27 protein-coding genes are annotated in these 23,339 nt (G+C 71.6%); 20 read left to right on the forward strand and 7 right to left on the reverse strand.

Annotated elements, in window-relative coordinates:
- Window positions 1-59: 59 nt before the first annotated feature.
- A complete protein-coding gene (locus tag CW359_RS26595) occupies window positions 60-926 on the reverse strand; it encodes an esterase/lipase family protein (RefSeq protein ID WP_105972667.1) in 867 nt (288 codons plus the stop codon).
- A 374-nt stretch (window positions 927-1,300) separates the two neighbouring features.
- Between CW359_RS26595 and CW359_RS45940 the strand changes: the two genes are divergently transcribed.
- The 15 genes from CW359_RS45940 (at window position 1,301) to CW359_RS26665 (ending at window position 14,218) form a co-directional block, all read left to right on the forward strand.
- On the forward strand, window positions 1,301-1,474 hold the full coding sequence (locus CW359_RS45940; protein WP_198655398.1) for a hypothetical protein: 174 nt from the start codon (window positions 1,301-1,303) through the stop codon (window positions 1,472-1,474).
- Window positions 1,471-1,878 (forward strand): hypothetical protein, encoded by a 408-nt coding sequence (locus CW359_RS26600; protein WP_105972668.1) that lies wholly within the window; start codon window positions 1,471-1,473, stop codon window positions 1,876-1,878. Before CW359_RS45940 ends, CW359_RS26600 begins: the two co-directional genes overlap by 4 nt.
- A gap of 100 nt (window positions 1,879-1,978) precedes the next feature.
- Window positions 1,979-2,554, forward strand: coding sequence for a phage tail tube protein (locus CW359_RS26605; protein ID WP_105972669.1), 576 nt, complete (start codon window positions 1,979-1,981; stop codon window positions 2,552-2,554).
- 56 nt (window positions 2,555-2,610) lie between these two features.
- Window positions 2,611-2,901, forward strand: coding sequence for a hypothetical protein (locus CW359_RS26610; protein WP_105972670.1), 291 nt, complete (start codon window positions 2,611-2,613; stop codon window positions 2,899-2,901).
- A gap of 161 nt (window positions 2,902-3,062) precedes the next feature.
- Window positions 3,063-3,317, forward strand: a complete 255-nt coding sequence (locus CW359_RS26615) for a hypothetical protein (protein ID WP_408647521.1) — start codon at window positions 3,063-3,065, stop codon at window positions 3,315-3,317.
- Between the two features lie 25 nt (window positions 3,318-3,342).
- Window positions 3,343-4,050: a hypothetical protein gene (locus CW359_RS26620; RefSeq protein WP_105972672.1), complete on the forward strand. Its 708-nt coding sequence runs from the start codon at window positions 3,343-3,345 to the stop codon at window positions 4,048-4,050.
- A gap of 45 nt (window positions 4,051-4,095) precedes the next feature.
- On the forward strand, window positions 4,096-5,295 hold the full coding sequence (locus tag CW359_RS26625) for a phage tail protein (RefSeq protein ID WP_105972673.1): 1,200 nt from the start codon (window positions 4,096-4,098) through the stop codon (window positions 5,293-5,295).
- On the forward strand, window positions 5,292-6,152 hold the full coding sequence (locus CW359_RS26630; RefSeq protein ID WP_105972674.1) for a phage distal tail protein: 861 nt from the start codon (window positions 5,292-5,294) through the stop codon (window positions 6,150-6,152). Before CW359_RS26625 ends, CW359_RS26630 begins: the two co-directional genes overlap by 4 nt.
- An 84-nt stretch (window positions 6,153-6,236) precedes the next feature.
- A complete protein-coding gene (locus CW359_RS26635) occupies window positions 6,237-7,319 on the forward strand; it encodes a hypothetical protein (protein ID WP_105972675.1) in 1,083 nt (360 codons plus the stop codon).
- Between the two features lie 46 nt (window positions 7,320-7,365).
- A complete protein-coding gene (locus CW359_RS26640; RefSeq protein ID WP_105972676.1) occupies window positions 7,366-8,367 on the forward strand; it encodes a hypothetical protein in 1,002 nt (333 codons plus the stop codon).
- A complete protein-coding gene (locus CW359_RS26645; RefSeq protein ID WP_105972677.1) occupies window positions 8,367-9,500 on the forward strand; it encodes a hypothetical protein in 1,134 nt (377 codons plus the stop codon). Before CW359_RS26640 ends, CW359_RS26645 begins: the two co-directional genes overlap by 1 nt.
- 31 nt (window positions 9,501-9,531) lie before the next feature.
- Window positions 9,532-9,711 (forward strand): hypothetical protein, encoded by a 180-nt coding sequence (locus CW359_RS26650; RefSeq protein WP_105972678.1) that lies wholly within the window; start codon window positions 9,532-9,534, stop codon window positions 9,709-9,711.
- Window positions 9,712-9,856: 145 nt separating this feature from the next.
- Window positions 9,857-12,100, forward strand: a complete 2,244-nt coding sequence (locus tag CW359_RS26655) for an MMPL family transporter (protein ID WP_105972679.1) — start codon at window positions 9,857-9,859, stop codon at window positions 12,098-12,100.
- A 142-nt stretch (window positions 12,101-12,242) separates the two neighbouring features.
- Window positions 12,243-13,565 carry a sensor histidine kinase gene (locus tag CW359_RS26660; RefSeq protein ID WP_105972680.1) on the forward strand — a complete coding sequence of 441 codons (1,323 nt, stop codon included), beginning with the start codon at window positions 12,243-12,245 and terminating at the stop codon, window positions 13,563-13,565.
- Window positions 13,562-14,218, forward strand: a complete 657-nt coding sequence (locus CW359_RS26665; RefSeq protein ID WP_105972681.1) for a response regulator — start codon at window positions 13,562-13,564, stop codon at window positions 14,216-14,218. Before CW359_RS26660 ends, CW359_RS26665 begins: the two co-directional genes overlap by 4 nt.
- Before the next feature lie 8 nt (window positions 14,219-14,226).
- On the opposite strand, the gene CW359_RS26670 is transcribed toward CW359_RS26665, so the two are convergent.
- Window positions 14,227-14,667 carry an Lrp/AsnC family transcriptional regulator gene (locus CW359_RS26670; protein ID WP_105972682.1) on the reverse strand — a complete coding sequence of 147 codons (441 nt, stop codon included), beginning with the start codon at window positions 14,665-14,667 and terminating at the stop codon, window positions 14,227-14,229.
- Between the two features lie 80 nt (window positions 14,668-14,747).
- Between CW359_RS26670 and CW359_RS26675 the strand changes: the two genes are divergently transcribed.
- Together CW359_RS26675 and CW359_RS26680 are read left to right on the forward strand one after the other, a co-directional pair.
- Window positions 14,748-15,500 carry an AzlC family ABC transporter permease gene (locus tag CW359_RS26675; protein WP_232838604.1) on the forward strand — a complete coding sequence of 251 codons (753 nt, stop codon included), beginning with the start codon at window positions 14,748-14,750 and terminating at the stop codon, window positions 15,498-15,500.
- Window positions 15,478-15,819: a branched-chain amino acid transporter permease gene (locus tag CW359_RS26680; protein ID WP_105972749.1), complete on the forward strand. Its 342-nt coding sequence runs from the start codon at window positions 15,478-15,480 to the stop codon at window positions 15,817-15,819. Before CW359_RS26675 ends, CW359_RS26680 begins: the two co-directional genes overlap by 23 nt.
- A gap of 1 nt (window position 15,820) precedes the next feature.
- On the opposite strand, the gene CW359_RS26685 is transcribed toward CW359_RS26680, so the two are convergent.
- The 4 genes from CW359_RS26685 to CW359_RS26705 all read right to left on the reverse strand — a co-directional run bounded on the left by CW359_RS26685 (window position 15,821) and on the right by CW359_RS26705 (window position 19,609).
- Window positions 15,821-16,477 (reverse strand): response regulator transcription factor, encoded by a 657-nt coding sequence (locus tag CW359_RS26685; RefSeq protein WP_105972684.1) that lies wholly within the window; start codon window positions 16,475-16,477, stop codon window positions 15,821-15,823.
- Between the two features lie 511 nt (window positions 16,478-16,988).
- The gene (locus tag CW359_RS26695) at window positions 16,989-18,179 is read right to left on the reverse strand and encodes a sensor histidine kinase (RefSeq protein WP_105972686.1); all 1,191 of its coding nucleotides are present in this window, start codon (window positions 18,177-18,179) and stop codon (window positions 16,989-16,991) included.
- Window positions 18,180-18,342: 163 nt separating this feature from the next.
- Window positions 18,343-18,861, reverse strand: a complete 519-nt coding sequence (locus tag CW359_RS26700) for a hypothetical protein (protein ID WP_105972687.1) — start codon at window positions 18,859-18,861, stop codon at window positions 18,343-18,345.
- Between the two features lie 172 nt (window positions 18,862-19,033).
- A complete protein-coding gene (locus tag CW359_RS26705; protein WP_232838605.1) occupies window positions 19,034-19,609 on the reverse strand; it encodes a TetR/AcrR family transcriptional regulator in 576 nt (191 codons plus the stop codon).
- Between the two features lie 160 nt (window positions 19,610-19,769).
- Here CW359_RS26705 and CW359_RS26710 point away from each other — a divergent pair, with 160 nt between their 5' ends.
- From CW359_RS26710 to CW359_RS45945, 3 genes are read left to right on the forward strand one after another with little or no spacing between them, the layout of a single operon-like run.
- Window positions 19,770-20,972, forward strand: a complete 1,203-nt coding sequence (locus CW359_RS26710) for an acyl-CoA dehydrogenase family protein (protein ID WP_105972689.1) — start codon at window positions 19,770-19,772, stop codon at window positions 20,970-20,972.
- Window positions 20,969-21,988 carry a phosphotransferase family protein gene (locus tag CW359_RS26715; RefSeq protein ID WP_105972690.1) on the forward strand — a complete coding sequence of 340 codons (1,020 nt, stop codon included), beginning with the start codon at window positions 20,969-20,971 and terminating at the stop codon, window positions 21,986-21,988. Before CW359_RS26710 ends, CW359_RS26715 begins: the two co-directional genes overlap by 4 nt.
- Complete coding sequence (locus tag CW359_RS45945) at window positions 21,988-22,149, forward strand: hypothetical protein (protein WP_198655399.1); 162 nt, start codon at window positions 21,988-21,990, stop codon at window positions 22,147-22,149. The genes CW359_RS26715 and CW359_RS45945 overlap by 1 nt, the downstream gene beginning before the upstream one ends.
- A 127-nt stretch (window positions 22,150-22,276) precedes the next feature.
- Here CW359_RS45945 and CW359_RS26720 read toward each other — a convergent pair whose 3' ends face one another.
- A complete protein-coding gene (locus CW359_RS26720) occupies window positions 22,277-23,338 on the reverse strand; it encodes a DNA polymerase Y family protein (RefSeq protein ID WP_105972750.1) in 1,062 nt (353 codons plus the stop codon).
- Window position 23,339: the final 1 nt, after the last annotated feature.

Below are 23,339 nucleotides of genomic sequence, written 5' to 3' on the forward strand. Positions count from 1 at the left end.
GCCGGGGCCTGGGCGGCGGCTCAGGCCGACCAGGTCCCGGCGGAGGATGCCCGGCCGGCTCAGCCGACCGCCGACAGGCAGGTGGTGGCGGTGGCGTGCGCCGGATCGAGGGCGTTCGTGACCTCGTGGAACGCGATCCGGTCTAGCAGTCCGAGGGCGGCGTGCTCGGAGAGGTCCAGCGGGCACAGGTCCTGGATCAGGACGTTGTGCACGTCGGACCCGCTCAGGAACTGGCTGCGGTACGGGGTGACGACCTCGTCGTACTTGGTGGCGATGACCGTGTAGTGGACACCGGGGACGGTGTCGCCGCCCGCGTTGAGCCTGGTGAGGAAGGCGGACCCGGCGACCTGGTCGGCGAGGGCCGGGGTGGCCGTGGAGAGCAGGTCGGCGGCGCCGGGGAAGTACGCCAGCAGGTTGGTGAGGCCGTTCAGGGTGGTGCCGTGGTTGCTGGGCGCGATCCCGACGAAGGTGTGCACCTCGGCGGCGCCGCCGAGGTACTTGAGGTAGTAGCGGGGCATGAGGCCGCCCTGGGAGTGGCCGACAAGGTCGGTCTCGGTGGCGCCGGTCGCGGCGAGCACCTTGTCCACGAAGGCGTCGAGCTGCTCGGCCGACTCGTCGATGGGGCCGAGGCCGTAGAAGAGGGGGACGCCGGGCAGTTGGCCGTAGTCGAGCGAGAAGACGCAGTAGCCGCGGTTCTTCAGATACGGCGCGAGGGTGAGCCAGTTGTCGATGCCGTTGGCGAAGGTGCCGTGCACGAGGACGACGGGGCGGGGATGGGCGGCGGAGGGCTTGCAGGAGTAGTCGTTCCAGCCGCTGCTCGACGTGACGGCGGCTTCGGCTCGCGCGGTGGCGGCGGGCACGAGGGTCGCGGCGGCGGCCAGCAGCAGGGCGGCGACGGGTCTGAGGACGCGGTTCCAGGGCAGCATCGAGTGATCTCCTTGCGGCTCAAGGGAGTTACGACGGCTCTACGCCCTGTGATCCGGATCACGAGGATGCTGTTCACTCGTCAAGTTACGGGCGAGTAGTACAACGTGGAAGTTACGCGTCGGTAAAAACTTCCAACTCCGGGCCACGCCGTGATAATGGACGCCTCATCAGCCCCATCGTTACCTGTTCGAAACACAGGTTGACTCACATCACACTTGTGGGTCGCATTAGATTTGGGGCTCTGGAGACACCAACTCCACTGGAAACGGCGGAAGTTGATATTCCATCAGCCGTGACGGCGCCGCTCGGGCGGGGGCCCGTGACCGTGCGGCTCCATACAGTTCCGTGCAGCCGAACTACCGGGGGAACCGCTGTGCCGAGAATCCTGCTGACCTATTGGTGGAACGGGCATGAGCCCGGCGACATCGTGGAGACGGACGACCAGACCGCGCGCGAGATCGTCGGAGTCCTGGCCCGGCCGGTGGAGGACACGCCGGAGGCGGAGCGAGAGCCCGAACCGGAAGCGGAGCCGGAGTCCGGGCGATGAGCGAGCCGTACATCAACTTCCCCGATGTGGAACGGCTGGTCGTCGATCTCCTCAAGGACCGCGGCGAGTTGGCCGGTGTCGTCGTGGACGTCCAGCCGCCCGCCGGCTTCGACGGTACGCAGCGTGCCGTGCTCGTCTCCCGGGTCGGCGGAGCATGGGCCGAGGACCCCCGGCTCGACAACCCGCTGGTCGACCTTGAGGTGTACGGGCCGGACAAGCCCGCCGCGCACACCGTCTCCCTCGTGGCCCGCGCGCTGATGCTCCAGCTCCGGGGAGCGGTGTACGGCGCGGCGACCGTCGTCGACGTCGTCGAGGAGGACGGCCCGCGCTGGCTGCCCGACTACCGGCACGCCACCGCCAGCCGCTACGTGTCGACCACCCGGCTGGTGGTCCGCCCGGCCTGACCGGCGGACCGCGTCACGGCACCACCGCGTCACCCCCACCTCAAGCACGTCTCTCGCATGTCCCACGTACGTCGTGTTCATCTCCCACCAAGGAGCAGTGATGGCCGGAACGAACGCCAAGGAGATCCGGGTCGCGGGCAGTGGCCGCGTCCTCATCGCCCCGCTCGCCACCGCACCGCCCGCCGACACCAGCGCGGCGTGGGGCGCCGGCTGGAGCGACCTCGGCTACACCACCACCGACGGGGTCAAGATCTCCAAGAAGGACAAGCTCGACCCCGTCGACACCTGGCAGAGCGTCAGCGCGGCCCGGTTCGTCTACTCCGACCGCGACCTCAGCTTCAAGTTCCAGCTCCTGCAGCTCAACGAGGCCACGCTGCCGTTCTTCTTCGGGGGCGGCCAGGTGAAGGAGACGGCGACCGGGTCGGGCCTCTACAAGTACGAGCTGGCGTCCGAGCCCCGGTTCGACGAGCGCATGCTGGGCCTGGAGTTCGTCGACGGCAACGAGGTCAAGTACCGGCTGATCGTCGCCCGGGGGCAGGTGACCGAGACAGAGGAGATCTCCCTCGTCCGCACGGCCCCGGTCAAGCTGGGCGTGACGTTCACGGCGCTCGCGGCGGCGGACGAGGCCCCGCTGGCCGTGTTCCTGATGAAGGACCCGAGCTTCAGCCCGGTCTGAGCCACCGATTCCCGCCGGTCACCGGCAGCACCCGTACAAGGAGCACGAACACCACCATGCCCCGTTTCAATGTCAACGCCGCCCGTGCCCAGCGCCTCGAAACGCTCGGTAAGGACTGGGAGTTCGAGGTGGACACGGATGTGTTCCGGCTGCCCACCGAGTTCCCGCGCAGCATCGCCAAGCAGATCGCGACGCTGGAGGACAACGACATCGACGGGCTGCTCGCGCTGCTGCTTGGCGCCGAGCAGTTCGAGCGGTTCGCCAAGTACGACATCAGCGTCCAGGACGTCTCCGCGATCCTGGAGGCGTACGGCAACGAGACGGGCATGACGCTGGGGGAAGGCTGAGCCTCGGCGCGCTGGTCGACGAGCACGCCGAGGCCCTGGAGGCGGACCTGCTCCGCCATTACGGGATCGACCTCCTCGACTGGCACCGGGGCACCCTGTCCTCCCGCCGTCTGCGCGTCCTGACCGAACACCTCCCGGCGGACTCGTCGTTCGCCCGGGCGGTGCACGGCGAACAGGCGGACTGGTCGGTGACGGACCACCTGTTGGCGGCCGTGGTCGACCAACTGGCGGTCGCCAACTGGATGTTCGCCACGGTCAACCGCGACGAGGACACCGACCCGGCGCCCTATCCGGAGCCGCTGCCGCGGCCGGGCCGGGAGGACCAGCCCGCCGGGGCCGAGGCGGTACGGGTCGGGGGCGGGGAAGCGCCCGGCGCCAGTCCGGCCGACATCGTGGCGTTCCTCAGCACGCCCTGAGCGAAGGAAGACGAGGAGGGGGCACGTGGCCGACGTGCGAGGCGACATCACCGCGTTCAAGGAGGCGGTGATGTCGCAGATCAACCAGTGGGTCAAGGAGGAGCGCCTCAAGGCCGAGTGGGCCATCGCGAAGGCCGAGGCGGTGGTCGCCAAGGCCGAGGCGACCGGTCTCAAGGCCGAGGCCACCGGCGCCCACGCGAGCGTCTTCGGCGCCCAGTTCGAGTACGGCCTCTTCAAGCACGAGTGGACCCTGTCCGAGGCCCTCAAGCAGCGGAGGGAGGACCGGGAGCAGGCGCAACGGGACCAGCGGACCGACAACCGGTTCAGGAACCTGGAGCAGTACGACAGGAGCTCCAACAGCCGGTTCGCCTCCCTCAACCGACGGATCGACAGCGCCCAGCGGAACACGCGCACCGGCATGGCGAGTATCCGCAGTGCGGCGCAGCAGAGCGAGGTGCGCCTGCACGGCCAGATCACCTCCCTGCGAACCCAACTGGGCAGAACCGCCGGCGTCGCCCGGGCCGCCGACCAGCGCAGCAGATCCGTACGGATCAAGGCGAACGCTGCCGACCGCAAGGCCAATACCGCCCTCCGTCAGGTCGGTGTGCTGGACCGGCAGGTCCGGGCGGGCCTGCAGCGGGTCCGTGAGCTGGAGGGCCGTGCCAGGGGCGCCGGCCGGGCGATCCAGGGGCTGCGCAACGACGTCAACGATCTCAACCGGTCCCTTCGGTAGTACCCCGCAAGCCACAGCCGGCGACACAGACGGAGCCAACCCACCATGCAGACGTCACTCGTATCGGTCAGCCGGGCGCTGAACCAGATGAGAACCGCGGCGAGCAGTACCGGCGGTGCCGTCAGCCGGATGCGTACCGCGGTGACCGGTACCACCGGTTCGGTCAACCAGCTCAGGGCCGCCGCGACGCAGGCGAGCACCGCCACCAGTCGGCTGCGTACGTCGGCCGCCCAGGCGAGCGGCGGCCTCAACCAGATGCGGACCGCCGCCACCCGCGCCTCCGCCGACGTCCAGCGCGCCGGGCGCAGTGCCGCCACCGGTGGTGGGTTCTTCAACCGGTTCAGTCAGGGACTGCGGGGCGCGACCACCGCCCAACGCGGCCTGAACACCGCCATGAAGGCCAACATCCTGGGCGCGATCCTCGCCCTCATCATGCCGCTCATCACCAAGCTCATCGACATGGCCATGCAGTCCAAGACCGTGCAGGCGGTCATGCAGGCCGCGTTCAAGGTCATCGGGCAGGTGGTGGGTACGGTCATGAAAGGCGCGTCGGCGGCCATCAACTGGCTGATCGACGCGGGCAAGAACGTGATCAACTGGCTGAAGGCGAACTGGCCGTTGCTGGTCGCCATCCTCACCGGGCCCGTCGGGATCGCCGTCCTCGCGATCGTCCGGAACTGGGACCGGATCAAGGAGGCGGTCGCCGCGGTCCGGGACTGGATCGTCGACAAGTGGAACTCGGCCGTCGACTTCCTGAAGGGCGTTCCCGGGAAGATCGCGGGCTTCTTCGCCGAACTGCCCGACAAGCTCAGAAGCATGGGCGGCGATCTCATCATGGGGCTCATCAACGGCATCAGGAACAAGGCCTCGGCCCTTCTCGACACCGTGAAGAACTTCATCATCAACAACATCCCGGGCCCCATCCGCAGCATCCTCGGCATCTCCTCCCCCTCCAAGGTGATGATGGGCTTCGGCGACAACGTCGGTGAGGGTCTCGCCCTCGGTATGGAAGGCGCGGGCAACCGGGTCGCGGGCGCCGCCGGACGGCTCGCCACCGCCACCGCGCGCGGGGTCATCGGCCCCGGTTACGGCCTCGCCGGAGCCGTCGCCAAGGCGGCGGCCCGTACCGGTGCGGGCGCCGGGGCCGGTGCCGTGACCGTCAACGTGCACCCCAGGCCCGGGCAGTCGGAGTACGAGATCGGCCGGATCACCGCCCGCGAACTCGCCTGGGCGGCCAAGCGATGAGCGGGCGGCAGCTCCAGCAGCCGGTGTTCGAGGTCGACGGCTGGGCCGGGAACACCGTCGACGACGCGGGCGTCGAGTGGTGGGTCACCAGCGAGCAGGGCTGGGCCTCCTCCCCGCCGGTCCGGCTCACCCTCACCGACCGCCCCGAACGGCACGGCGCCTTCGACGCCCCCTCCTACCGGGGCCCGCGTGTCATCACCCTCGAAGGCACCGCCATCGCCCCCGACCGGGCGGCGAAGGAGTCCGCCAAGGACCGGCTGGCCGCCGTACTGGCCGACGGCGGCGCCCTGTCCCCCCTGGTCGTCACCGAACCGCACCGCACCCGCCGGGCCCTGGTCCGGCTCAGCGCCGAGTCGAAGGTCGCCGACCGGAAGGCGGGCGTCTTCGAGTTCTCCCTGACGATGACCGCGCCGGACCCGCTGCGCTACTCGAACGGCCTGAACGCGAGCACCTGCCCACTGCCCTCCTCCAGCGGCGGGGTCGTCTTCCCGCTCTCCTTCCCGCTGGACTTCGGCAGCGGTTCCTCCGGCGGGCGGCTGCTCCTGGACAACAAGGGCACCGCCCCGACCTGGCCGGTCTGGCGGATAGCGGGACCGTGCGTCCAGCCGGTGATCACCAACACCGCCACCGGTGAGGAACTCGCCTTCGAACTCACCCTCCAGGAAGGGGAGTTCCTGGTCATCGACACCGACGCCCGCTCGGTCCTGCTCCAGGGCACCGCGTCCCGCCGCTCGACACTGCTGCCGGGCTCGGACTGGTTCCCGCTCAAGCCGGGGGCGACGCCCGTGCTGTTCCGCGCCCGCGACTACGCCCCGGCCGCCCGGCTGACCGCCGAGTGGCGCGACGCCTGGCTCTGAGGCCGAGGCCGTACCCGCGTACTCGACCAACCGCGCTCCCGTCAGCGGGAGTTACGACGACCAGCGACAGAAGGACCTCTCCGCATGGCTGCTGAATTCGAACGCGACTCCGGATGGCTCTCCGGCAGCGTCGTGGACGCCGAGGACGCCCGCCTCGCCACCGGCGTGCTCGCCGCCGCCTCCGCGAACCCCGGCAACCCGATCGCCGCCCGTACCGGCATCAAGCCCGGCCCCGGCAACCCCGGCAACGTCGAAGCGACCGAGACCCCGTCCCGCTATGTGTCCGTACAGCCGTTCCAGGGCGTCGTCCAGGGCACCCGGAACACCGCGGCGGGCGCATATCTCATCACGCTGGCCCAGAAGAAGAGCCTCGACGTCCTGAGCCAGGCCCCGGCGAACTCGTCCAACCCGCGCATCGCCCTGATCGTGGCCCAGCAGACCGACCGGCAGTACGGCGACGAGAGCGACGGCATGCTCGTCCGGGTGGTCGCCGGGGCGCCCGCGGTGACCCCGGTCCCGCCCACGGTGACCGGCGACCTCATCCCGCTCGCCTCGATCACCGTCCGGGCGAACGCGGGGGCGATCACCCAGGCCGACATCAAGGACCTGCGGGTGTCCACCGTCGCCGCCGGCGGAGTGCTCCCCCTGCAGACCCACGAGAACCTCCCGGCCGACGGCTACTCGGGGCAGCGCCTGTACGACCTCGAAACCGGGCTCGACCTCGTGCGCACCGGCAGCGCCTGGCGGCCCGCGGTCACGGGCTCGGTGCAGTTCTTCGGCCCCGCGGACACGGGCTGGCCGCAGAGCGGCACGGCGGGCGCCGCCAACTTCACCTTCAACCAGGTGACCGTCCCGGCTGCGCCCTACCCCCGGCTGCTCTTCATCACCGGGCAGGTGATGGTGTCCTGCTCGGGCAGCGACGAGCGGTGGGACCACGTGGTCCGTGTACCGGATGGTGTGATCTCCGTCGGCACCTTCCACGGCGGTCCCACCAGGCTCATCACCACCGTCACGACCTGCCACCTGCCGGTTCCCGCGTCGTCGGCGTCCCTGCAGCTGACGCAGTACATCGGCCGGGGCGGCGGCATCACGACCGGCACCGCGACCGTGCCCACCGTCTCCGCCACCTATACCGGCCTGCGCGTGGTGGCGTTCCCCGTCACGTGACATCCCTTCGAGAACACGTGACATCCCTTCGAGAAGAGGCATCACCATGAGCACGCCCACACCGGAACGTGACTCCGCCTGGATCTCCGGCGGTGTCATCGACGCGGAGGACGCCCGGCTCGCCACCGGGGTGTTCGCCGCCCCCGGCGCCGGCCCGGTGCAGGCCCGCAGCGGCATCAAGCCGGCCACCGGCGACCCCGGCCGGGTGCAGGCCACGGCCACCGTCTCCGGGAAGGTGACGGTCGCCCCCTTCCAGGGCGTGATCCAGGGGACGAGGTCCACCGCGACCGGCGCCTATCTCGTCACGCTCGACCAGTCGAAGACCATCGACGTGCTCGGCACTTACCCCGCCAGCACGCTCAACCCGCGTCAGGACCTGATAGTCGCCAGGCAGCGCGACACCCAGTACGGCGACGCCACCGCCGGGATGACGGTCGAACTCGTCAAGGGCACGGAGGCCGCCACCCCCGTCGACCCCACGGTGACCGGCGACCACCTTCTGCTCGCCCGGATCAAGGTCCCCAAGAGCGCGACGACCATCGCCAACGCCAACATCGACGACCTGCGCCCCTGGACGACGGCCGCCGGTGGCATCCTCCGGGTGTGGGGCGAGGGCGGCCGGCCCACGTACCCGTACACCGGCATGTACATCCACCGCTGGGACACCAACCACCTGGAGCGGTACGACAGCACTGCGGGCTGGCGGGCCGTCAACGAGGACACCGGCTGGATCAATCTCGCCCTTCTCGCCAACTGGTCGGTGTACAACGGCGAGACACCGGCGATCCGCCGGGTCGGCGCCACCGTCCATCTGCGCGGCGCCCTCACGAGCGCGCTCGCGCTGACGGCCCAGGGCACCCCGCTCATCACCGTCCCGGCCGGCTTCCGCCCGGCGATGCGGCACCACTGGTACACGGTGATCGGCGGCACGACCCGCGGCCTCGAACTGCTCCTCGACCCCGACGGCGGTGTGGCGCTGTACCCCCAGGACTCGCCGCTCCCGGCCAAGCAGCTGATCTACCTCAGCACCTCCTGGCTGGTGGGCTGATGGCCCTGCGACCGACCCGCTACACCTACTACACCGCCGACCTCTCCACCGGCGCGATCACCGACGAACTCCCTTTGTACGACGTCACGTTCAGCACCGAGTTGAACGAGGCCGGCGAGTTCCGGGGCCGACTCCCGCTGGGCGACCGGAGGGTGACGGTCCATCACCCGCGCGAACTCACCGAGCCCGGACGCGCCGCCCTCTACGTCGAGCGGGACGGCGTGCTGGTCTGGGGCGGGGTCGTGTGGACGGTCAAGTACACGTCCGCGGACCAGCACCTGGAGATCTCGGCGGCCGGTTTCCTCTCGTACTTCGACCACCGCCGGGTCCTGCCCGCCGACTTCGACCCGGCCACCACCACCGATCTGGGCGCCGTCTCCGTCGCTTTCACCGACCGCGACCAGTCGGACATCGTCCGTGCCCTCGTCGCCGTCGCCCAGGCCCACCCCGGCGGCGACATCCGGGTCCGCCCGGAGACCACCACCCTCTCCGGCACTCCCCTCACCCTCGCCTACCCGGGCAGCAGCCTGAAGAGCACCGGCGAGGCGCTGCGCGAGCTGGCCAGCCTGGAGGGCGGCCCCGACTTCCTGCTCGACATGACGTACGGCCCCGACGGCCGCCCCGTGCGCAGACTGCGCGTCGGCACGCCCCGGCTCGGCCAGCAGGGCACCCCGCACGTGTGGGAGTACGGCGCCAATCTGACCGGCTACACCTGGCCGGCCGACGGCGCCTCCACCGCGAGCCGGGTCTTCGCGCTGGGTGAGCAGGGCGAGACGAGTCAGCTGGTCAGGGTCGCCGAGGACCGGAGCACCGGGCGCCCCCTGACCGAGACCGAGGTCTCCTACGTCCACCTCACCGACCCCGTCCTGCTGGCCTCCCAGGCCCGCTCGGCGCTGGCCAGCGTCTCGGCGCCGGTCGTGCTGCCCGAGCTGACGGTACGGGCCGACCTCGAACCCGTACTCGGGTCCTACCAGGTCGGCGACGACGCCACCGTCGTCATCAAGGACGTCTTCTTCCCCGAGGGCGTCCAGTTCGACGTACGGATCACGGGCATCGAGGTCACGCCGGGCAACGACGCGGGCGAGGAACAGGTCCAGCTGACCGTCACACCAGGAACCGGAAGCACCCCATGACCGGAAAGCACCTCATGACCAGGAGCACGCCATGACCAGGATCAACCGTCCCGACACCCTCCTCACCGAGCTGCGGGACATCAAGCGGCGGCTGCACGCCCTGGAGACGGCGCAGCGGGCCACGGCGGCAGCCTCCGTACAGACCACCATGGCGGCCGGCACGGCGGCCACCGACGCGGAGGCCGCCGAACCCCAGGACGAGCCGCAGTAGTACCCAGGTACTACCCGCCCGCGGGATTCGATCCCCCGGTGCCGGAGAACGACGGAAAAGCACTCCTAGCGTGAGCGCAGGGTCGATCAGGCCCCGCCCTCCAGTGATCCAGCTCCTGGGTCCACCTCCTGCTGGGAGTACTTCCGTGGCCACGTTCCTCTACCGGCTGGGCCGGCTCGCCTTCCGGCGCCGACGGCTCTTCCTGATGTTCTGGATCGTCGTCCTCGCCGCCGTTGGTATAGGTGCCGCCAGCGTGTCCGGCAAGACGACGGACGACTTCACCCTGCCCGGCACCCAGTCCCAGCAGGCGATCGACCTGCTCGGCAAGGAGTTCCCGCAGGCCTCCGCCGCCGGTGCCACCGCGCGGGTCGTCTTCGAGGCGCCCGGCGGGCAGAAGCTGACCTCCGCCGCCAACAAGGCCGAGATCGCCGCCCTCGTCGCCGCCCTCCAGAAGGCGCCGCAGGTCGCGAGCGTCACCGAGCCCTTCGCCAACGGCCTGGTCAGCAAGGACGGCACGATCGCGTACACCCAGGTCACCTACAAGGTGCCCAAGGCCGACATCACCGAGGCCGCGTCCGGCGCGCTGGACGCGGTCGCCGCGAAGGGCGAGCAGGCCGGGCTGACGGTGAGCCTGGGCGGCAGCGCCGTACAGGAGAAGGCCGCCAGCAAGGCCGCCGAGCTGATCGGGCTCGCGGTCGCCGCCGTGGCGCTGGTCATCACCTTCGGTTCGATGATCGCCGCCGGGCTGCCGCTGCTGACCGCGCTGTTCGGGGTGGGCGTGGCGATCCTGTGCATCACCGTGTCGACCGCGTTCTTCGACATGGCCTCGGCCTCCTCGACCCTGGCGCTGATGCTGGGTCTGGCGGTGGCGATCGACTACGCCCTGTTCATCGTCTCCCGCTACCGCAGCGAGATCAGGGACGGGCACGAGCCGGAGGAGGCCGCCGGGCGGGCCCTGGGCACCGCCGGGTCGGCGGTCGTGTTCGCCGGGCTGACCGTGGTCATCGCGCTGGCCGGGCTGAGCGTCATCGGCATCAAGATGCTCACCACGATGGGCCTGGCCGCCGCCTTCGCGGTCGCCGTGGCCGTCGTCATCGCGCTGACCCTGCTGCCCGCCGTCCTGGGCTTCGCCGGGATGCGGATCATGAAGGGCAAGCTCACCAGCGAGCGCCACCGGGCCGAGGAGCGCGGCGAGCGCGAGGCGATGGGCGTGCGCTGGGGCCGGTTCGTGACCCGCAACCCGGTCAAGATGCTCGTCGTGTCGGTGCTGGGCCTGGGCCTGCTGGCCATCCCGGCGATGTCGCTGCGCCTGACCCTGCCCGACGACAGCATGGCCTCCCCCGGCTCCACCCAGCGCGTCGCCTACGACACCCTGAGCAAGGGCTTCGGCCCGGGCTTCAACGGCCCGCTGACGGTGGTCGTCGACGCCCGCGGCAGCGACGACCCGAAGGCGGCGGCCGAGAACGCCTACGCCACGATCAGCGAGCTGTCCGACGTGGCCGCCGTCCGTCCGGCCGCCTTCAACGAGGCCGGCGACGTGGCGCTGATCGCCGCGATCCCGAAGAGCTCGCCGACCAGTGAGGCCACGAAGGACCTGGTCGCCGACATCCGCGACCACAGCGAGGCCCTGCACAAGGACACCGGCGCCGATCTGATGGTCACCGGCACGACCGCCGTCAACATCGACGTCTCCACCAAGCTGGCCGAGGCGATGATCCCGTACCTGGCGATCGTGGTCGGCCTGGCACTGATCCTGCTTCTCCTGGTGTTCCGCTCGATCCTGGTCCCGCTGAAGGCGGCCCTCGGCTTCCTGCTGAGCGTGGTGGCGACCCTCGGTGTGCTGGTGGCGGTCTTCCAGTGGGGCTGGCTGAAGGACGTCTTCGGCGTCGACCAGACCCAGCCGATCGTCAGCGTGCTGCCCATCCTGCTGATCGGCGTCGTGTTCGGCCTGGCCATGGACTACGAGGTCTTCCTCGTCACCCGTATGCGCGAGGAGTACGTCCACGGGGCCGAGCCGACGGACGCGATCGTCGCGGGCTTCAAGCACGGCGGCCGGGTGGTCACGGCAGCGGCGATCATCATGATCTCCGTCTTCGCCGGGTTCCTCCTGGACGACACCGCGCTGGTCAAGTCGATCGGCCTGGGCCTCGCCTCGGCCGTCCTCTTCGACGCGTTCGTGGTCCGGATGACCATCGTCCCGGCGGTGATGACCCTGCTGGGCCGCCGCGCCTGGGCCCTGCCCGGCTGGCTCGACCGGATCATGCCCGACGTGGACGTCGAGGGCGAGAAACTCCGCCACGCCCTGGAGGCCCGGACGGCCACCGCCCCGGCGGGCCACGAGGACGCCGACAGCGCGGACGACACGAGGGATCTGGCCCGCAAGCACTGACAGGAGTCCACCGACAGCACGGCCGTACGATCCCCATCTGGGCGTCGGGGCCCGGCCGGCCGTGTCCTCCGAGCCCCCGTCCGCCGGTCCACTCCCCCGAGGCCGGCGGGCGGGCCCGCCCGATCCCTGGAGGGCGTACAGAGTGATCGCATCGAAGGCAGCCGCCCCGGCGGCGCCGTCCGACGTCATCCGGCTTCCCCGGCCGCTGACGGAGGAGACCGACCAGCGCGCGATCGTCTCGATCATCACCCGGCTGGCCGGGTGGCGGCTGGCCGACCGGACGCATCCGCGCATCCGGCTCTGGGCCGTGCCCGTCATCTGCATGCTGCTGGGTGTCTCCGAGGTGTTCGACGACGACTTCGGCCCGAACGTCCCGGTGAAGGTGGCGCTGACCCTGGCGCTCACCGTGCCGCTGCTGTGGCGGGAGCGACGGCCGACGCTGGTGTGGGCCGTCATCACGGTCGTGTCGATGCCCGTCGCCTTCCTGGGCATCCTGACGGGGGCGAACGCCGCGTGGGTGGTGGCGCTGAACAACATGGGCCGTTTCGCCTCGCCCGGCCGGGCGGCGCTGGCCACCGCCCTCACCCTGGCGCAGATCACCGTGGCGGGCACCCTCTTCTGGGACGCCGGCCAGATCGCGCACGCCACCCGGTCCTGGGTGGTGCTGACGCTGGCGCTGCTGGTCGTGACGGCGTTCGCCTTCCTGGGGCTGGCCGGGCGGCTGGTGAACACCGTGATCGTCGCCCTGGAGAAGGACCGCGACCAGCAGGCCAGGCTGTCGACCGCCCGGGAGCGGGCCCGGGTCTCCCGGGAGATGCACGACATCCTCGGCCACACCCTCGCCGTGATCGTCGGTCTCGCCGACGGCGCCGCCTCCCTCGCCCGGACGAAGCCGGAGCGCGGCGCGGAGACGCTCCGCATCATCGGCGACAGCGGCCGGGACGCGCTGGGCGAACTGCGCAGGCTGCTCGCGGTCGTCGGGGACGAGCGGGACACCCCGGGTGAGGCGCCGCTGGCCCCGCAGCCGGGGCTGGCCGACCTGGAGCCCCTGCTGGAGCGGGTCCGGGCGGCCGGCCCGACGGCCACCCTCCGCTCGGAGGGCGAGCTGACCGGCCTCACCCAGGGAGTCCAGCTGGCCGTCTACCGGATCGTCCAGGAAGCCCTGACCAACACGCTCAAGCACGCCGCCGCCGACACCGCGGTCACCGTCTCCCTCACCGCCGCCCCCGGCACCGTCCAGGTCACGGTCGAGGACTCCGGCCCCTCGCGCCCCCGGCGGGCGAACCTCAGCAAGGCGGGCGGCGGCCAGGGCCTGATCGGCATGCGGCAGCGCGCGGCCCTCTACGACGGCGGCGTCACCGCGGGCCCCAACGACCACGGCGGCTGGAGCGTCCACGCCGTCCTGCGCACCGACCCCCCGTCCGGCACCGCCCACACCACGACCACGGAGAAGCCCCCGGCATGACCACCGTCCTGATCGTCGACGACCAGACCCTGCAACGCCTCGGCTTCCGCATGCTGCTGGAGGCGGAGCCCGACATGACCGTCGTCGACGAGGCCGTCAACGGCAGCGAGGCGGTCCGCAAGACGGCCGAACTGCGCCCCGACGTCGTCCTGATGGACGTACGCATGCCCGGTATGGACGGCATCGAGGCGACCCGGCGGATCGTCGAGTCGGGCGGTCGTTCCCGGGTCCTGGTGCTGACCACGTTCGACCTCGACGAGTACGCGTACGACGCGCTGCGCGCCGGGGCCAGCGGGTTCTTCCTGAAGGACGCGCGGCCCGAGGAACTCGTCGTCGGCATCCGCGCGGTGGCCGCCGGGGACTCGGTGATCTCCCCGGGTGTCACCCGCAAGCTCATCGACACCTTCACCAGCCGGCGCACCGGCCCCGCCCCCGGCCACGAACGCAGGCTCGCCGACCTGACCGAACGCGAGCGGGAGGTGCTGATCGCGATGGCGGGCGGCGCGAACAACACGGAGATCGCCGAGAGCCTGCATCTCGCCGAGTCCACGGTGAAGTCCCATGTGGGCCGCATCCTGGCGAAGATCGGCGCCCGGGACCGTGTACAGGCGGTGATCTTCGCGTACGACGCGGGCTTGGTCCGCCCGGCCTGAGGCAGCGGCTATCGACCCGGTTTGACGGTCTTCATGGTGAAGTGCGAGGTCACGTTCTTGATCCGGGGGATCGTCATGACCCGGCGGCTGAGGAAGGCCTCGTAGGCGGGGAGGTCGGCGACCGCGACGCGCACGAAATAGTCGGGGTTGCCGAACAGCCGACGCAGCTCCACGACCTCAGGCGCCGCCGTCAGCATGTCCTCGAAGAACTCGACGGTCTCCGCGTCCTGCGCTTCGAGGGTGAGGTCGAGGAGCACCTCGAAGGAGCGCCCCATGGCGACGGGGTCGACGACGGCCCGGTACCCCAGCAGAACCCCGTCGGCCTCCAGCCGCTGAACGCGCCGCAGACACGGCCCGGTGGTGAGCCCGACCCGCTGGGCCAGCTCGACGTTGGTCAGCCGCCCGTCGCGCTCCAGCTCGGCAATAATTGCTCGATCAGTGACATCCATAGATGGAATATTGCACGGAGACCGACCGTCTCAGCAATATTCGCAACCACATGCCAGGACTTTCAAGGGACCCTGGAGAGGTGCCAGAAGACATACGAGCCCGGATCTCAGCGGGCGTCCACGACTCCTTCTCCGCCGGGCTCGGGATCTTCCCCCTGGGCATCGCGCTCGGCCTGCTGATCATCCAGGCGGGCCTGCCGTGGTGGCTGGCGCCCGCGTTGTCGGTCGCCGCGTTCGCGGGCTCCCTGGAGCTGCTGCTGGTCGGCATGATCGCGACCGTCACACCGCTGGCGGCGGTCGCGCTGACGGTCCTGGTGGTGAACTTCCGGCACGTCTTCTACGCCTTCTCGTTCCCCCTCCACCTGGTCAGGCACCCGGCGGCGAGGGCGTACGCGGTCTACGCGATGATCGACGAGGCGTACGCCGTCAGCGCGTCGCTGCCCGAACAGGAGCGCTCGGCTCCCCGGCTGCTGGCGATGCAGCTCGCCTGCGAGGCGTACTGGGTCGGCGGCGGCCTGCTGGGCGTCGCCCTCGGCGCGGCCCTGCCCGCCCCCGTCGAGGGCCTCGAATTCGCCCTGTGCGCCCTGTTCACCGTGCTGACCCTGGACGCGTTCCGCTCCCGCCGGGAGATCCCGTCCCTGCTGCTGGCCGGAGCGAGCGTGACGGCAGCGCTCGTACTGACTCCGGACCTGGCCGTGCTGACCGCGATGCTCCTCTACGTCACCCTGCTCCTGGCCCGCCACACACTCACCGCCCGCCGCCCGGAGACCACCGCGACGGCGGTACGGGAGACCCCGAGGAGGACCGCCGATGCATTTGACGACAGGCCCTAGCACCCCGTACCTGCTCTCGGTCCTGGCGATCGTCTTCACGATCACGCTCGCCCTGCGTGCCCTGCCCTTCGCGGTGCTCGGCAGGCTGCGCGGCTCGGCGGTGGTGCGGCGGCTGGCGGTGTGGATGCCGGTCGGCGTCCTGGCGATCCTGGCCACGACCGCCCTGCACGGCACGGTCACCACGGACCCGCACGGCGCCCGGTACGCCCTGCCGGCGGTCGCCGTCACCATCGGCGTCCATCTGGGCCTGGGCCGCCGCACGATCCTCAGCGTGGGCATCGGCACCGCTGTGTACGTCGTCCTGCTGAACGCCCTGTGAGTCAGCGGGGCCGGTCCAGGCCGTGCCGGTGGGCGTAGGCGATGGCCTGGCCCCGGTCGCGGCTGCCGGTCTTGGCGAAGACCCGGTTGACGTGCGTCTTGACGGTGGCCTCGCTGACGACGAGGGAACGGGCGATCTCCCGGTTGGACAGTCCCTGGGCCATCCAGCCCAGCACCTCGGCCTCACGGGCGGTCAGCCCGTCGGGCAGCCGTTCCGGCGGTTCCGGCGCCGAGACGCTCCGCTGCCCGGTCACCAGGGCGACCAGCCGGGCGTGGACGGCGGGATCGAGCAGCGCCTGCCCCCGTGACGCGGCCCGCAGCGCCCGCTCGATGTCGTCCCGGCCGGCGTCCTTGGTGAGGTACCCGAGGGCCCCGGCGGCGAGGGCGGCACTGACCGACTCGTCGTCGCTGTAGGTCGTCAGCACGACGACGTGGGTGTGCGGATGCCTGGCCGTGACGGCCCGGGTGGCCTCGATACCGTCCATGCGCGGCATCCGCAGATCCATCAGCACGACGTCGGGCGCGTACTCCTCGACGGCGACAAGAGCCTGCTGCCCGTCCCCGACGGCGGCCACGACCTCGACATCGGGGAGCAGCGCGCAGATGGTGACGAGCCCGTCACGGATGAGGGTCTGGTCGTCGACGATCACTACTTTCACTGCGGGACCTCCGTCTCAGCGCAAGCGCCGGGCGCCTGACGGCAGCGGGCGACGAGCCCGTCGCGGGCAGGTCTCCGTCCGCCGATGGCCGCCACTGCCCTCATCCCGGCTCCCGCCTCGGCCGACTGACCGCAGATCGCGACGAACCCATCGCGGACCGGCCCCCGACCGCCGACGACGGTCACTGCCCCCATCCCGAACCTCCACCTCGTCGGGGGCACGCGGACGGCGACTGGCCCACCGCAGATCAGCGTCCGGCCACCGACGATCACCACTCTCGGTCCCGGGACCCCCCTCCCGGCCTCCGCCTCGGCCTGCCGCCCACAACCCGCGACGGGTCCACCGCAGACGGCCACCGCCCTCACCCCGGAACCCCGACCCCGACCGGCCAACTCACGCCGTCGGGGGCACGCCACTCGGCCACGGCCACGGCCTCCACGCCGGCCGGCCCCTCCCGAAGCGCGACAAGCCTGCCCCGAGCCCGGCCACCCGCCGTCAACGGCCACCGCCCTCACCCCGGAACCTCCGCGCCGACCCGCCATCCCTCTCCCTCGGGCCCCGCGCCGAACGTGCCGCCGGCCAGTTCGACCCGTTCCCGCATGCTGTGCAGACCGTAGCCGCTCCCGGTCGACGCCAGTTCGGTCGGCCGGTCCTGACCTGGTCCGGGTCCGGGGGACGTCGTGTTGGTGACCGTCAGGGTCGTGTGTCCCTCGCCGTAGGTGAGGTCGACGGTGACTCGGGCGCCCGGTGCGTGTTTGCGGGCGTTGGTCAGGGACTCCTGGGCCACCCTCAGCAGGGCCACTCCCGCCGCCGGTGGCAGGGAGCGGGTGGGGCCGCTCGTCCGCAGGGTGGCGCCCTGGGCCGCGGTCAGGGCCGAGAGCTGGTCGTCCAGGGCGACCGGCTGGTCGCGCAGGGCCTGCACCGCACGGCGCGTCTCCTCCAGGCCCTCGACGACCAGCCGGCGGTTCCGGCCGATCGCGGCCCGGATGTCGGCGGCCTCGGCACCGGCCTCGACCAGGCTGTCCAGGGCCGTCATCTGCACCGACAGCGCGGACAGCGTGTGCGCCAGTACGTCGTGCACCTCGCGGGCGATCCGGTTGCGCTCGGCGAGCAGTTCGGCCCGCTCGTGCTCCACGACACCGCGCTCCCGCTCCAGCACCAGCTCGGCGTCCGCCCGCTCCCTGGCCTGCTGCTGACGCCGCGAGATGCCCAGGAGCAGGCCCACCAACGCCCCCGCCGCCGCTGCCGCGACCCCCACGAACCCGTGCCCGGTCACCGCCAGGGCGACCCAGGCGGCGACCACCCCGGCCCCCGCCAGGAGCACCGCGCCCCGCAGCTCGCCCCTGGTGGCGGCGCACAGCCCGGCCACGCCGACGGCCACCGCTCCGAACCCCGAGAAGGCCATGATCGCCCCGCCGCTGACGGCCAGCAGCAGCACGGCCCCGAGAGCGAGGGCCGCGCGCCCGGTGTGCCGCGAGAAGAGCCACCCCGCGAATCCCAGGCCCACGCCCACGGTCAGCACCAGCCCGACCGGATCCCGGCCGCCGAGGCCGGCATCGGTCGCCGACACCGCCCCGTAGACCAGACCGGCCAGGCCGATGACCCCGGCGACCGGGCTCAGCGCCCCCCGGCCACGGGTGGGCCCGTCGAGGCCGGACCCCGCGTGATCGTCGGGTACCGCCCTGAGGTGATCAGCGCTCACCGGGCAAGCATGCCTCACCGGACCCCGTCCCGGCCGGGCCCGCGGCAGCCGCGCGGGACTCACGCGGACGACACCCGCCACAACATCGAGCCACCCCGCGCCACCGACCCCACCGGGACACCCACGGCCCGCGGACAACCGGCCCGCACCGGACGAACCCCGCTCACGCGGACGACACCTGGTGCAGCCGGGAGCCACGGCGTACGGCCTGTCCGCGCCACCCCACGATGGCGGTACGGGCGAGCACCTCGGCGAACGCCATCAGCAGGATCGCCGGTACCCAGGCGGTCACGTCGATGTCGTGGCGCATCGAGAAGCGGCCGATGGACTCGGCGCCGCCGTGCGTCGCGTACAGCTGGAAGGCGAGCCGGAAGCCCACGCCCAGCACCCACAGGACGGCGGCGGCGACAGTCGCCCGGACGATGACCTCGCCCTCGGAGTTCCGGTCCACGTGCGTCAGCACCCCGGCACCCGCGCCCAGCGCCAGCCCGGCCAGCGTCGCGGGCACGATCAGCAGCAGGTCGTTGCCCGCCGTCGGCACGGCGTGCAGATAGTGCGAGCCCGCCCAGCCGACCAGTACCAACGGCAGCAACAGCATCCGTGTCGTCAGCCGCCTGCCCCGCAGTTGCAGCACCACAAGCCCGATGAGGGCGAGATCGATCGCCCAGTCCGTGAAAGTCATGCCTCGATCGTCACGCGGAGTGACCCCCCACCGCGTCAACCCACGGGTTGGCCCCGGGTGGAGCTCGGGTGGACCCCGGACAGACCTCCCTCTCCACCCACGCCCTACGACGGACAGACAGCTCCGCAAGCCCGCCAAGCTCACGTGCCCCCGTGCCGAGCCGCCGAAAGACCTAGCCCTCGGAAGTCACCCCGGCCAGACGCAGCGCGAAGTCGCTGTACTGCCACACCACGGCGTCCTCGGTCAGCTCGCCGTCCTCGCGGTACCAGACCGCCACGCCCATACCGAGGTCGAGAACGGCGTACGACACCAGTCGCGCCGAGCCCACCTTGAAGCACCCCTCCGCGACCCCCGCCTCCACGATCTCGCGGAACCCGGCCTCGTACTCCGCGCGCAGCGCCAGCACCCGGGCGCGGTGCGGCTCGACGAGGCTGCGGATCTCCCGGTTGCCGACGAAGGCCTCCAGCCGGTGCCGGGCGTGGTAGCGGACGTGCGCCTCGGTGGCCCGGCGCAGACGTGCCACCGGGCCCTCGGTGCTGGCGACGGCGGCGCGGTGCGCGGCGAGGAGGTCCTCCATCGTGGTGGTCATGATCCGGGCGAGGAGGTCCTGCTTGGACGCCACGTGCTTGTACAGGCTCGGCCCGCGCATACCGACCGCGCCCCCGATGTCGGCCATCGTGGTCGCCTCGTAGCCCAGGCGCGTGAACAGCTCCAGCGCCGCGGCACGGATGTCGTCGGACCGGCTCACTCCACCTCCAGCTGCGGGACTAACCGGCGATAGCCGATCCATCAGCCAATTCTATCGACAACTGTGACCTGTAACTGCGAGCTGTGCCAGGGGGCTTTCCACAGAGCCAAGCGCGCGCTTACAGTCTGGCTAATACTCATTAGCCTGACCGGGAGGCGCCATGGCAGTCGACCTCACCCAGGACCCCGCCGTCGCGGACCTCGCCCGCCGCACCGCCGAGTTCGTCCGCGAGACGGTGATCCCGGCCGAGGAGCAGCACCGCGGCATCGCGCGCACCGAGGACGTACGACTCGGTCTGCAGCGGGCCGCGAAGGCCGCCGGGGTGTTCGCGCCGCACGTCGGTACGGAGTTCGGCGGGCACGGGCTGGACATGCGGGGCAGGGCCGCCGTGTTCGAGGAGGCGGGGTACTCCCTGCTGGGCCCGCTGGCGCTGAACATCGCCGCGCCCGACGAGGGCAACATGCACATGCTCGAAGCCATCGCCACCGACGCGCAGCGCGAGCGCTATCTGCGCCCGCTCGCGACCGGCGCCGTACGGTCCTGCTTCGCGATGACGGAACCGGCACCGGGCGCGGGCTCCGACCCCAGCGCCCTGACCACCCGTGCCGTACGGGTCCCGGGCGGCTGGCGTATCGACGGGCACAAGTGGTTCATCACCGGCGCGGACGGCGCCGGGTTCACCATCTGCATGGCCAGGACCTCGGGCGAACCCGGCGACCCGGGCGGCGCGACCATGTTCCTGGTCGACGCGGGCAACCCGGGCCTGAAGACGGTCCGGCACATCGAGACCCTCGACGAGAGCCTCTACGGCGGCCATGTCGAACTGCGCTTCGAGAACTGCGTCGTACCGGACGAGGCGGTCCTCGGCGAGGTCGACGAGGGCTTCCGCTACACACAGGTACGGCTGGGCCCCGCGCGGACCACCCACTGCATGCGGTGGCTGGGCATCGCCCGGCGCTCCCAGGACATCGCCGTCGAACGGGCCGCCGACCGCAGGCTGTTCGGCTCGCGGCTCGGCGATCTCGGCATGGTGCAGCAGATGATCGCGGACAACGAGATCGACATCGCCGCCGCCCGGGGGCTGATCCTCCAGGCCTGCTGGGAGCTGGACCAGGGGCGTTCGGCCGCGCAGTCCACCTCGATCGCCAAGACCTTCTGCGCCGAGGCGGTCTGGCGGGTCGTGGACCGCTCGCTGCAGATCTGCGGCTCCCTCGGCGTCTCCGGCGACATCCTGCTCGGCCGCTTCCTGCGCGAGGTCCGCCCCTTCCGGATCTACGACGGCCCGTCCGAGACCCACCGCTGGGCCATCGCCCGCCGGGTCCTGCGCCGGCACACCGAGGCGACAGCGGCGGCGACCCGATGAGCACGGTGGACGGCCTCGAACCGGCCGCCCTGGAACGGTACTTCGCCGAGCACGTCCCGGAGTTCCGGGGCGGACTCACGGCCGAGCTGATGCAGGGCGGCCGTTCGAACCTGACCTACGCACTGACCGACGGCCAAACCCGCTGGGTCCTGCGCCGCCCCCCGCTGGGCGAACTCACCCCCTCCGCGCACGACATGGGCCGCGAGTACCGCATGATCGCCGCCCTCGCCGGCAGCGGGGTCCCGGTGGCACGGGCGGTGGCCCTCGCGGACGCCGAGGTGCTGGGCGTGCCGTTCGCGGTGGTCGAGTACGTCGACGGGACGGTGATCCGGACGGTCGAGCAGTTGCACGCGCTTCCGCAGCCGGCCATCACCCGCTGCGCGCACGCCCTGGTCGACGTACTCGCCCGGCTGCACGCAGTCGACCCGGACGCGGTCGGGCTGACCGGCTTCGGCCGCCCCGAGGGCTATCTGACCCGCCAGGTCCAGCGCTGGTACGACCAGTGGCAGCGCGTACGGACCCGTGAACTCGGCGACATGGAAAGGCTGCACGCCCATCTCGCCGCAAACTGCCCGGCGGAGAGCGGCGCTTCGGTCGTGCACGGCGACTTCCGCATCGACAACACCATCCTCGACCCCGCCGACCCGGGCACCGTACGCGCGGTCGTCGACTGGGAGATGGCCACCCTCGGCGACCCCCTCGCCGACCTCGGCCTGCACCTCGTCTACGCCGACCCGTCCTTCGCACCGGTGCTGAGCGGATCGGCCGCGTCGACCAGCGAACGGCTCCCCGCCACGGCCGACCTCGCCCAGCGCTACGCCGAGGCGAGCGGCCGGGACCTCGGCGGACTCGGCTTCTACCTCTCCCTGGGCTACTTCAAGATCGCCGTCATCGCCGAGGGCATCCACGCCCGCTTCCGACAGGGGCTGACCCGGGGCACCGGATTCGACACGGTGGGACAGGCCGTCGCGCCGCTCGCCGCCGCCGGACTGCGGGCGGCACACCGGGAGCCGTGATGAGCAACGTCGTCGACCTCTTCGACCTCTTCTTCGACCTCTTCCGGCTCGACGACGAGGTGGCCGTGGTCACCGGGGCGGGTTCCGGGTTCGGCACCGGGTTCGCCCGGGCGCTCGCAAGCGGGCGGTTGTGGACGAGTTCGGCCGCGTCGACGCCCTGATCGAGAACGCCGGTGCCGGTACGGCCGTACCGGCCCGCAAGGAGAGCCCGGGGCAGTTCCGCCGGGTCAATTCGGCATCCCCTTCGGCGACTTGCCGCTTCACCTTCCGCGAAGAAGCCAGCAGTGACTACACGTAACGTATGGCGACAGGCGGGTTCGGGCCCGCCAGAGCGGCCGGACGCACGGCCCCCGGCCCGAAGCGCCGCCGGGCCCGGTCGGCGGCGGCCTCGGCGGCGCGGGCCCGGGTGTCGCCGGGGTCCAGGGAGAGCTGCCGGTAGGCGTCGCCGGCCGGGAGCAGCCCGTCGGCGCGGATCGTGAAGGCGCGGACCCTCGCCCGCTGCAGCCCGAGGCCGGCCAGCAGGCCCAGGCCTGCCGCCGCGAGGGCGGGCGAGTGGCCGCTGGGTTCCGGCAGCGCGCGGGTACGGGTGGTGGAGCTGCGGTCGGCGTACCGCACGGTGAGGGTGAGGCGTCCGGCGACCCGGCCCTCGCCGCGCAGCCGCCGGCCGATCTGGTCGGCGAGCCCCAGAACCACCCGGTGCTGCTCCGCCGGGTCCAGACAGTCGCGTACCAACACCTGGTCGGCGACCAGCTGCGCCGCCGGTTCCGCGGGCACGACCGGGCGGGGATCGTGCCCGCGCGCCCGCTCGGCCAGCAGCCGGGCGGGGACCGCGCCGAGCAGCCGCTGCAGGGTCCCCGCGGGCAGGTCGACTATCTGACCGATGGTGTGCAGGCCGTATCTGCCGAGGAGTTCCGCCGTACCGCGGCCGACGCCCGGCAGCGCGGTGACCGGTCGCGGCCACAGCCAGTCGACCGCCTCCCCGGCGGGCACCCAGGTGGTGTCCCCCGGCGCGGACGCGTCGGCCGCCATCCCGGCCAGCATGCGGTTGCCCGCGAGCCCAGCGCTGCTGTCGATGCCGTACAGCGCCTTCAGCCTCATCATCGCCGTCTGGACCATGTCGTAGGGAGACAGGTCGAAGTACCGGAGCGCCGAGGTCAGATCGAGCTGGACGGCATCGGACGAGGGCGGCACGGCCTGCACGTGAGGCGTGATACCGGACATCAGTTCGATTATGTCGCCGTACTGGACCTCGGTCAGCGCCGTATGCAGGTGAAGGTGGGCGATGTGCCGCTGCCGCACGCCCTCCCCCTTATCCCCCTCACCCCAATTCACCCCATTCACCCCGCTCATC

Origin of the sequence: Streptomyces geranii (assembly GCF_002954775.1) — a bacterium.
Classification (GTDB): Bacteria; Actinomycetota; Actinomycetes; order Streptomycetales; family Streptomycetaceae; genus Streptomyces; species Streptomyces geranii.

Coding starts and splice junctions, on each gene's coding strand:
- CW359_RS26715 (WP_105972690.1), top strand. CDS start 20,969: ATGAGCACGGTGGACGGCCTCGAACCGGCCGCCCTGGAACGGTACTTC.
- CW359_RS26670 (WP_105972682.1), bottom strand. CDS start 14,667: ATGGATGTCACTGATCGAGCAATTATTGCCGAGCTGGAGCGCGACGGG.
- CW359_RS26605 (WP_105972669.1), top strand. CDS start 1,979: ATGGCCGGAACGAACGCCAAGGAGATCCGGGTCGCGGGCAGTGGCCGC.
- CW359_RS26640 (WP_105972676.1), top strand. CDS start 7,366: ATGAGCACGCCCACACCGGAACGTGACTCCGCCTGGATCTCCGGCGGT.
- CW359_RS26610 (WP_105972670.1), top strand. CDS start 2,611: ATGCCCCGTTTCAATGTCAACGCCGCCCGTGCCCAGCGCCTCGAAACG.
- CW359_RS26700 (WP_105972687.1), bottom strand. CDS start 18,861: ATGACTTTCACGGACTGGGCGATCGATCTCGCCCTCATCGGGCTTGTG.
- CW359_RS26645 (WP_105972677.1), top strand. CDS start 8,367: ATGGCCCTGCGACCGACCCGCTACACCTACTACACCGCCGACCTCTCC.
- CW359_RS26625 (WP_105972673.1), top strand. CDS start 4,096: ATGCAGACGTCACTCGTATCGGTCAGCCGGGCGCTGAACCAGATGAGA.
- CW359_RS26710 (WP_105972689.1), top strand. CDS start 19,770: ATGGCAGTCGACCTCACCCAGGACCCCGCCGTCGCGGACCTCGCCCGC.
- CW359_RS26630 (WP_105972674.1), top strand. CDS start 5,292: ATGAGCGGGCGGCAGCTCCAGCAGCCGGTGTTCGAGGTCGACGGCTGG.
- CW359_RS26635 (WP_105972675.1), top strand. CDS start 6,237: ATGGCTGCTGAATTCGAACGCGACTCCGGATGGCTCTCCGGCAGCGTC.
- CW359_RS26680 (WP_105972749.1), top strand. CDS start 15,478: ATGCATTTGACGACAGGCCCTAGCACCCCGTACCTGCTCTCGGTCCTG.
- CW359_RS26600 (WP_105972668.1), top strand. CDS start 1,471: ATGAGCGAGCCGTACATCAACTTCCCCGATGTGGAACGGCTGGTCGTC.
- CW359_RS26650 (WP_105972678.1), top strand. CDS start 9,532: ATGACCAGGATCAACCGTCCCGACACCCTCCTCACCGAGCTGCGGGAC.
- CW359_RS26595 (WP_105972667.1), bottom strand. CDS start 926: ATGCTGCCCTGGAACCGCGTCCTCAGACCCGTCGCCGCCCTGCTGCTG.
- CW359_RS45945 (WP_198655399.1), top strand. CDS start 21,988: ATGAGCAACGTCGTCGACCTCTTCGACCTCTTCTTCGACCTCTTCCGG.
- CW359_RS26665 (WP_105972681.1), top strand. CDS start 13,562: ATGACCACCGTCCTGATCGTCGACGACCAGACCCTGCAACGCCTCGGC.
- CW359_RS26720 (WP_105972750.1), bottom strand. CDS start 23,338: ATGAGCGGGGTGAATGGGGTGAATTGGGGTGAGGGGGATAAGGGGGAG.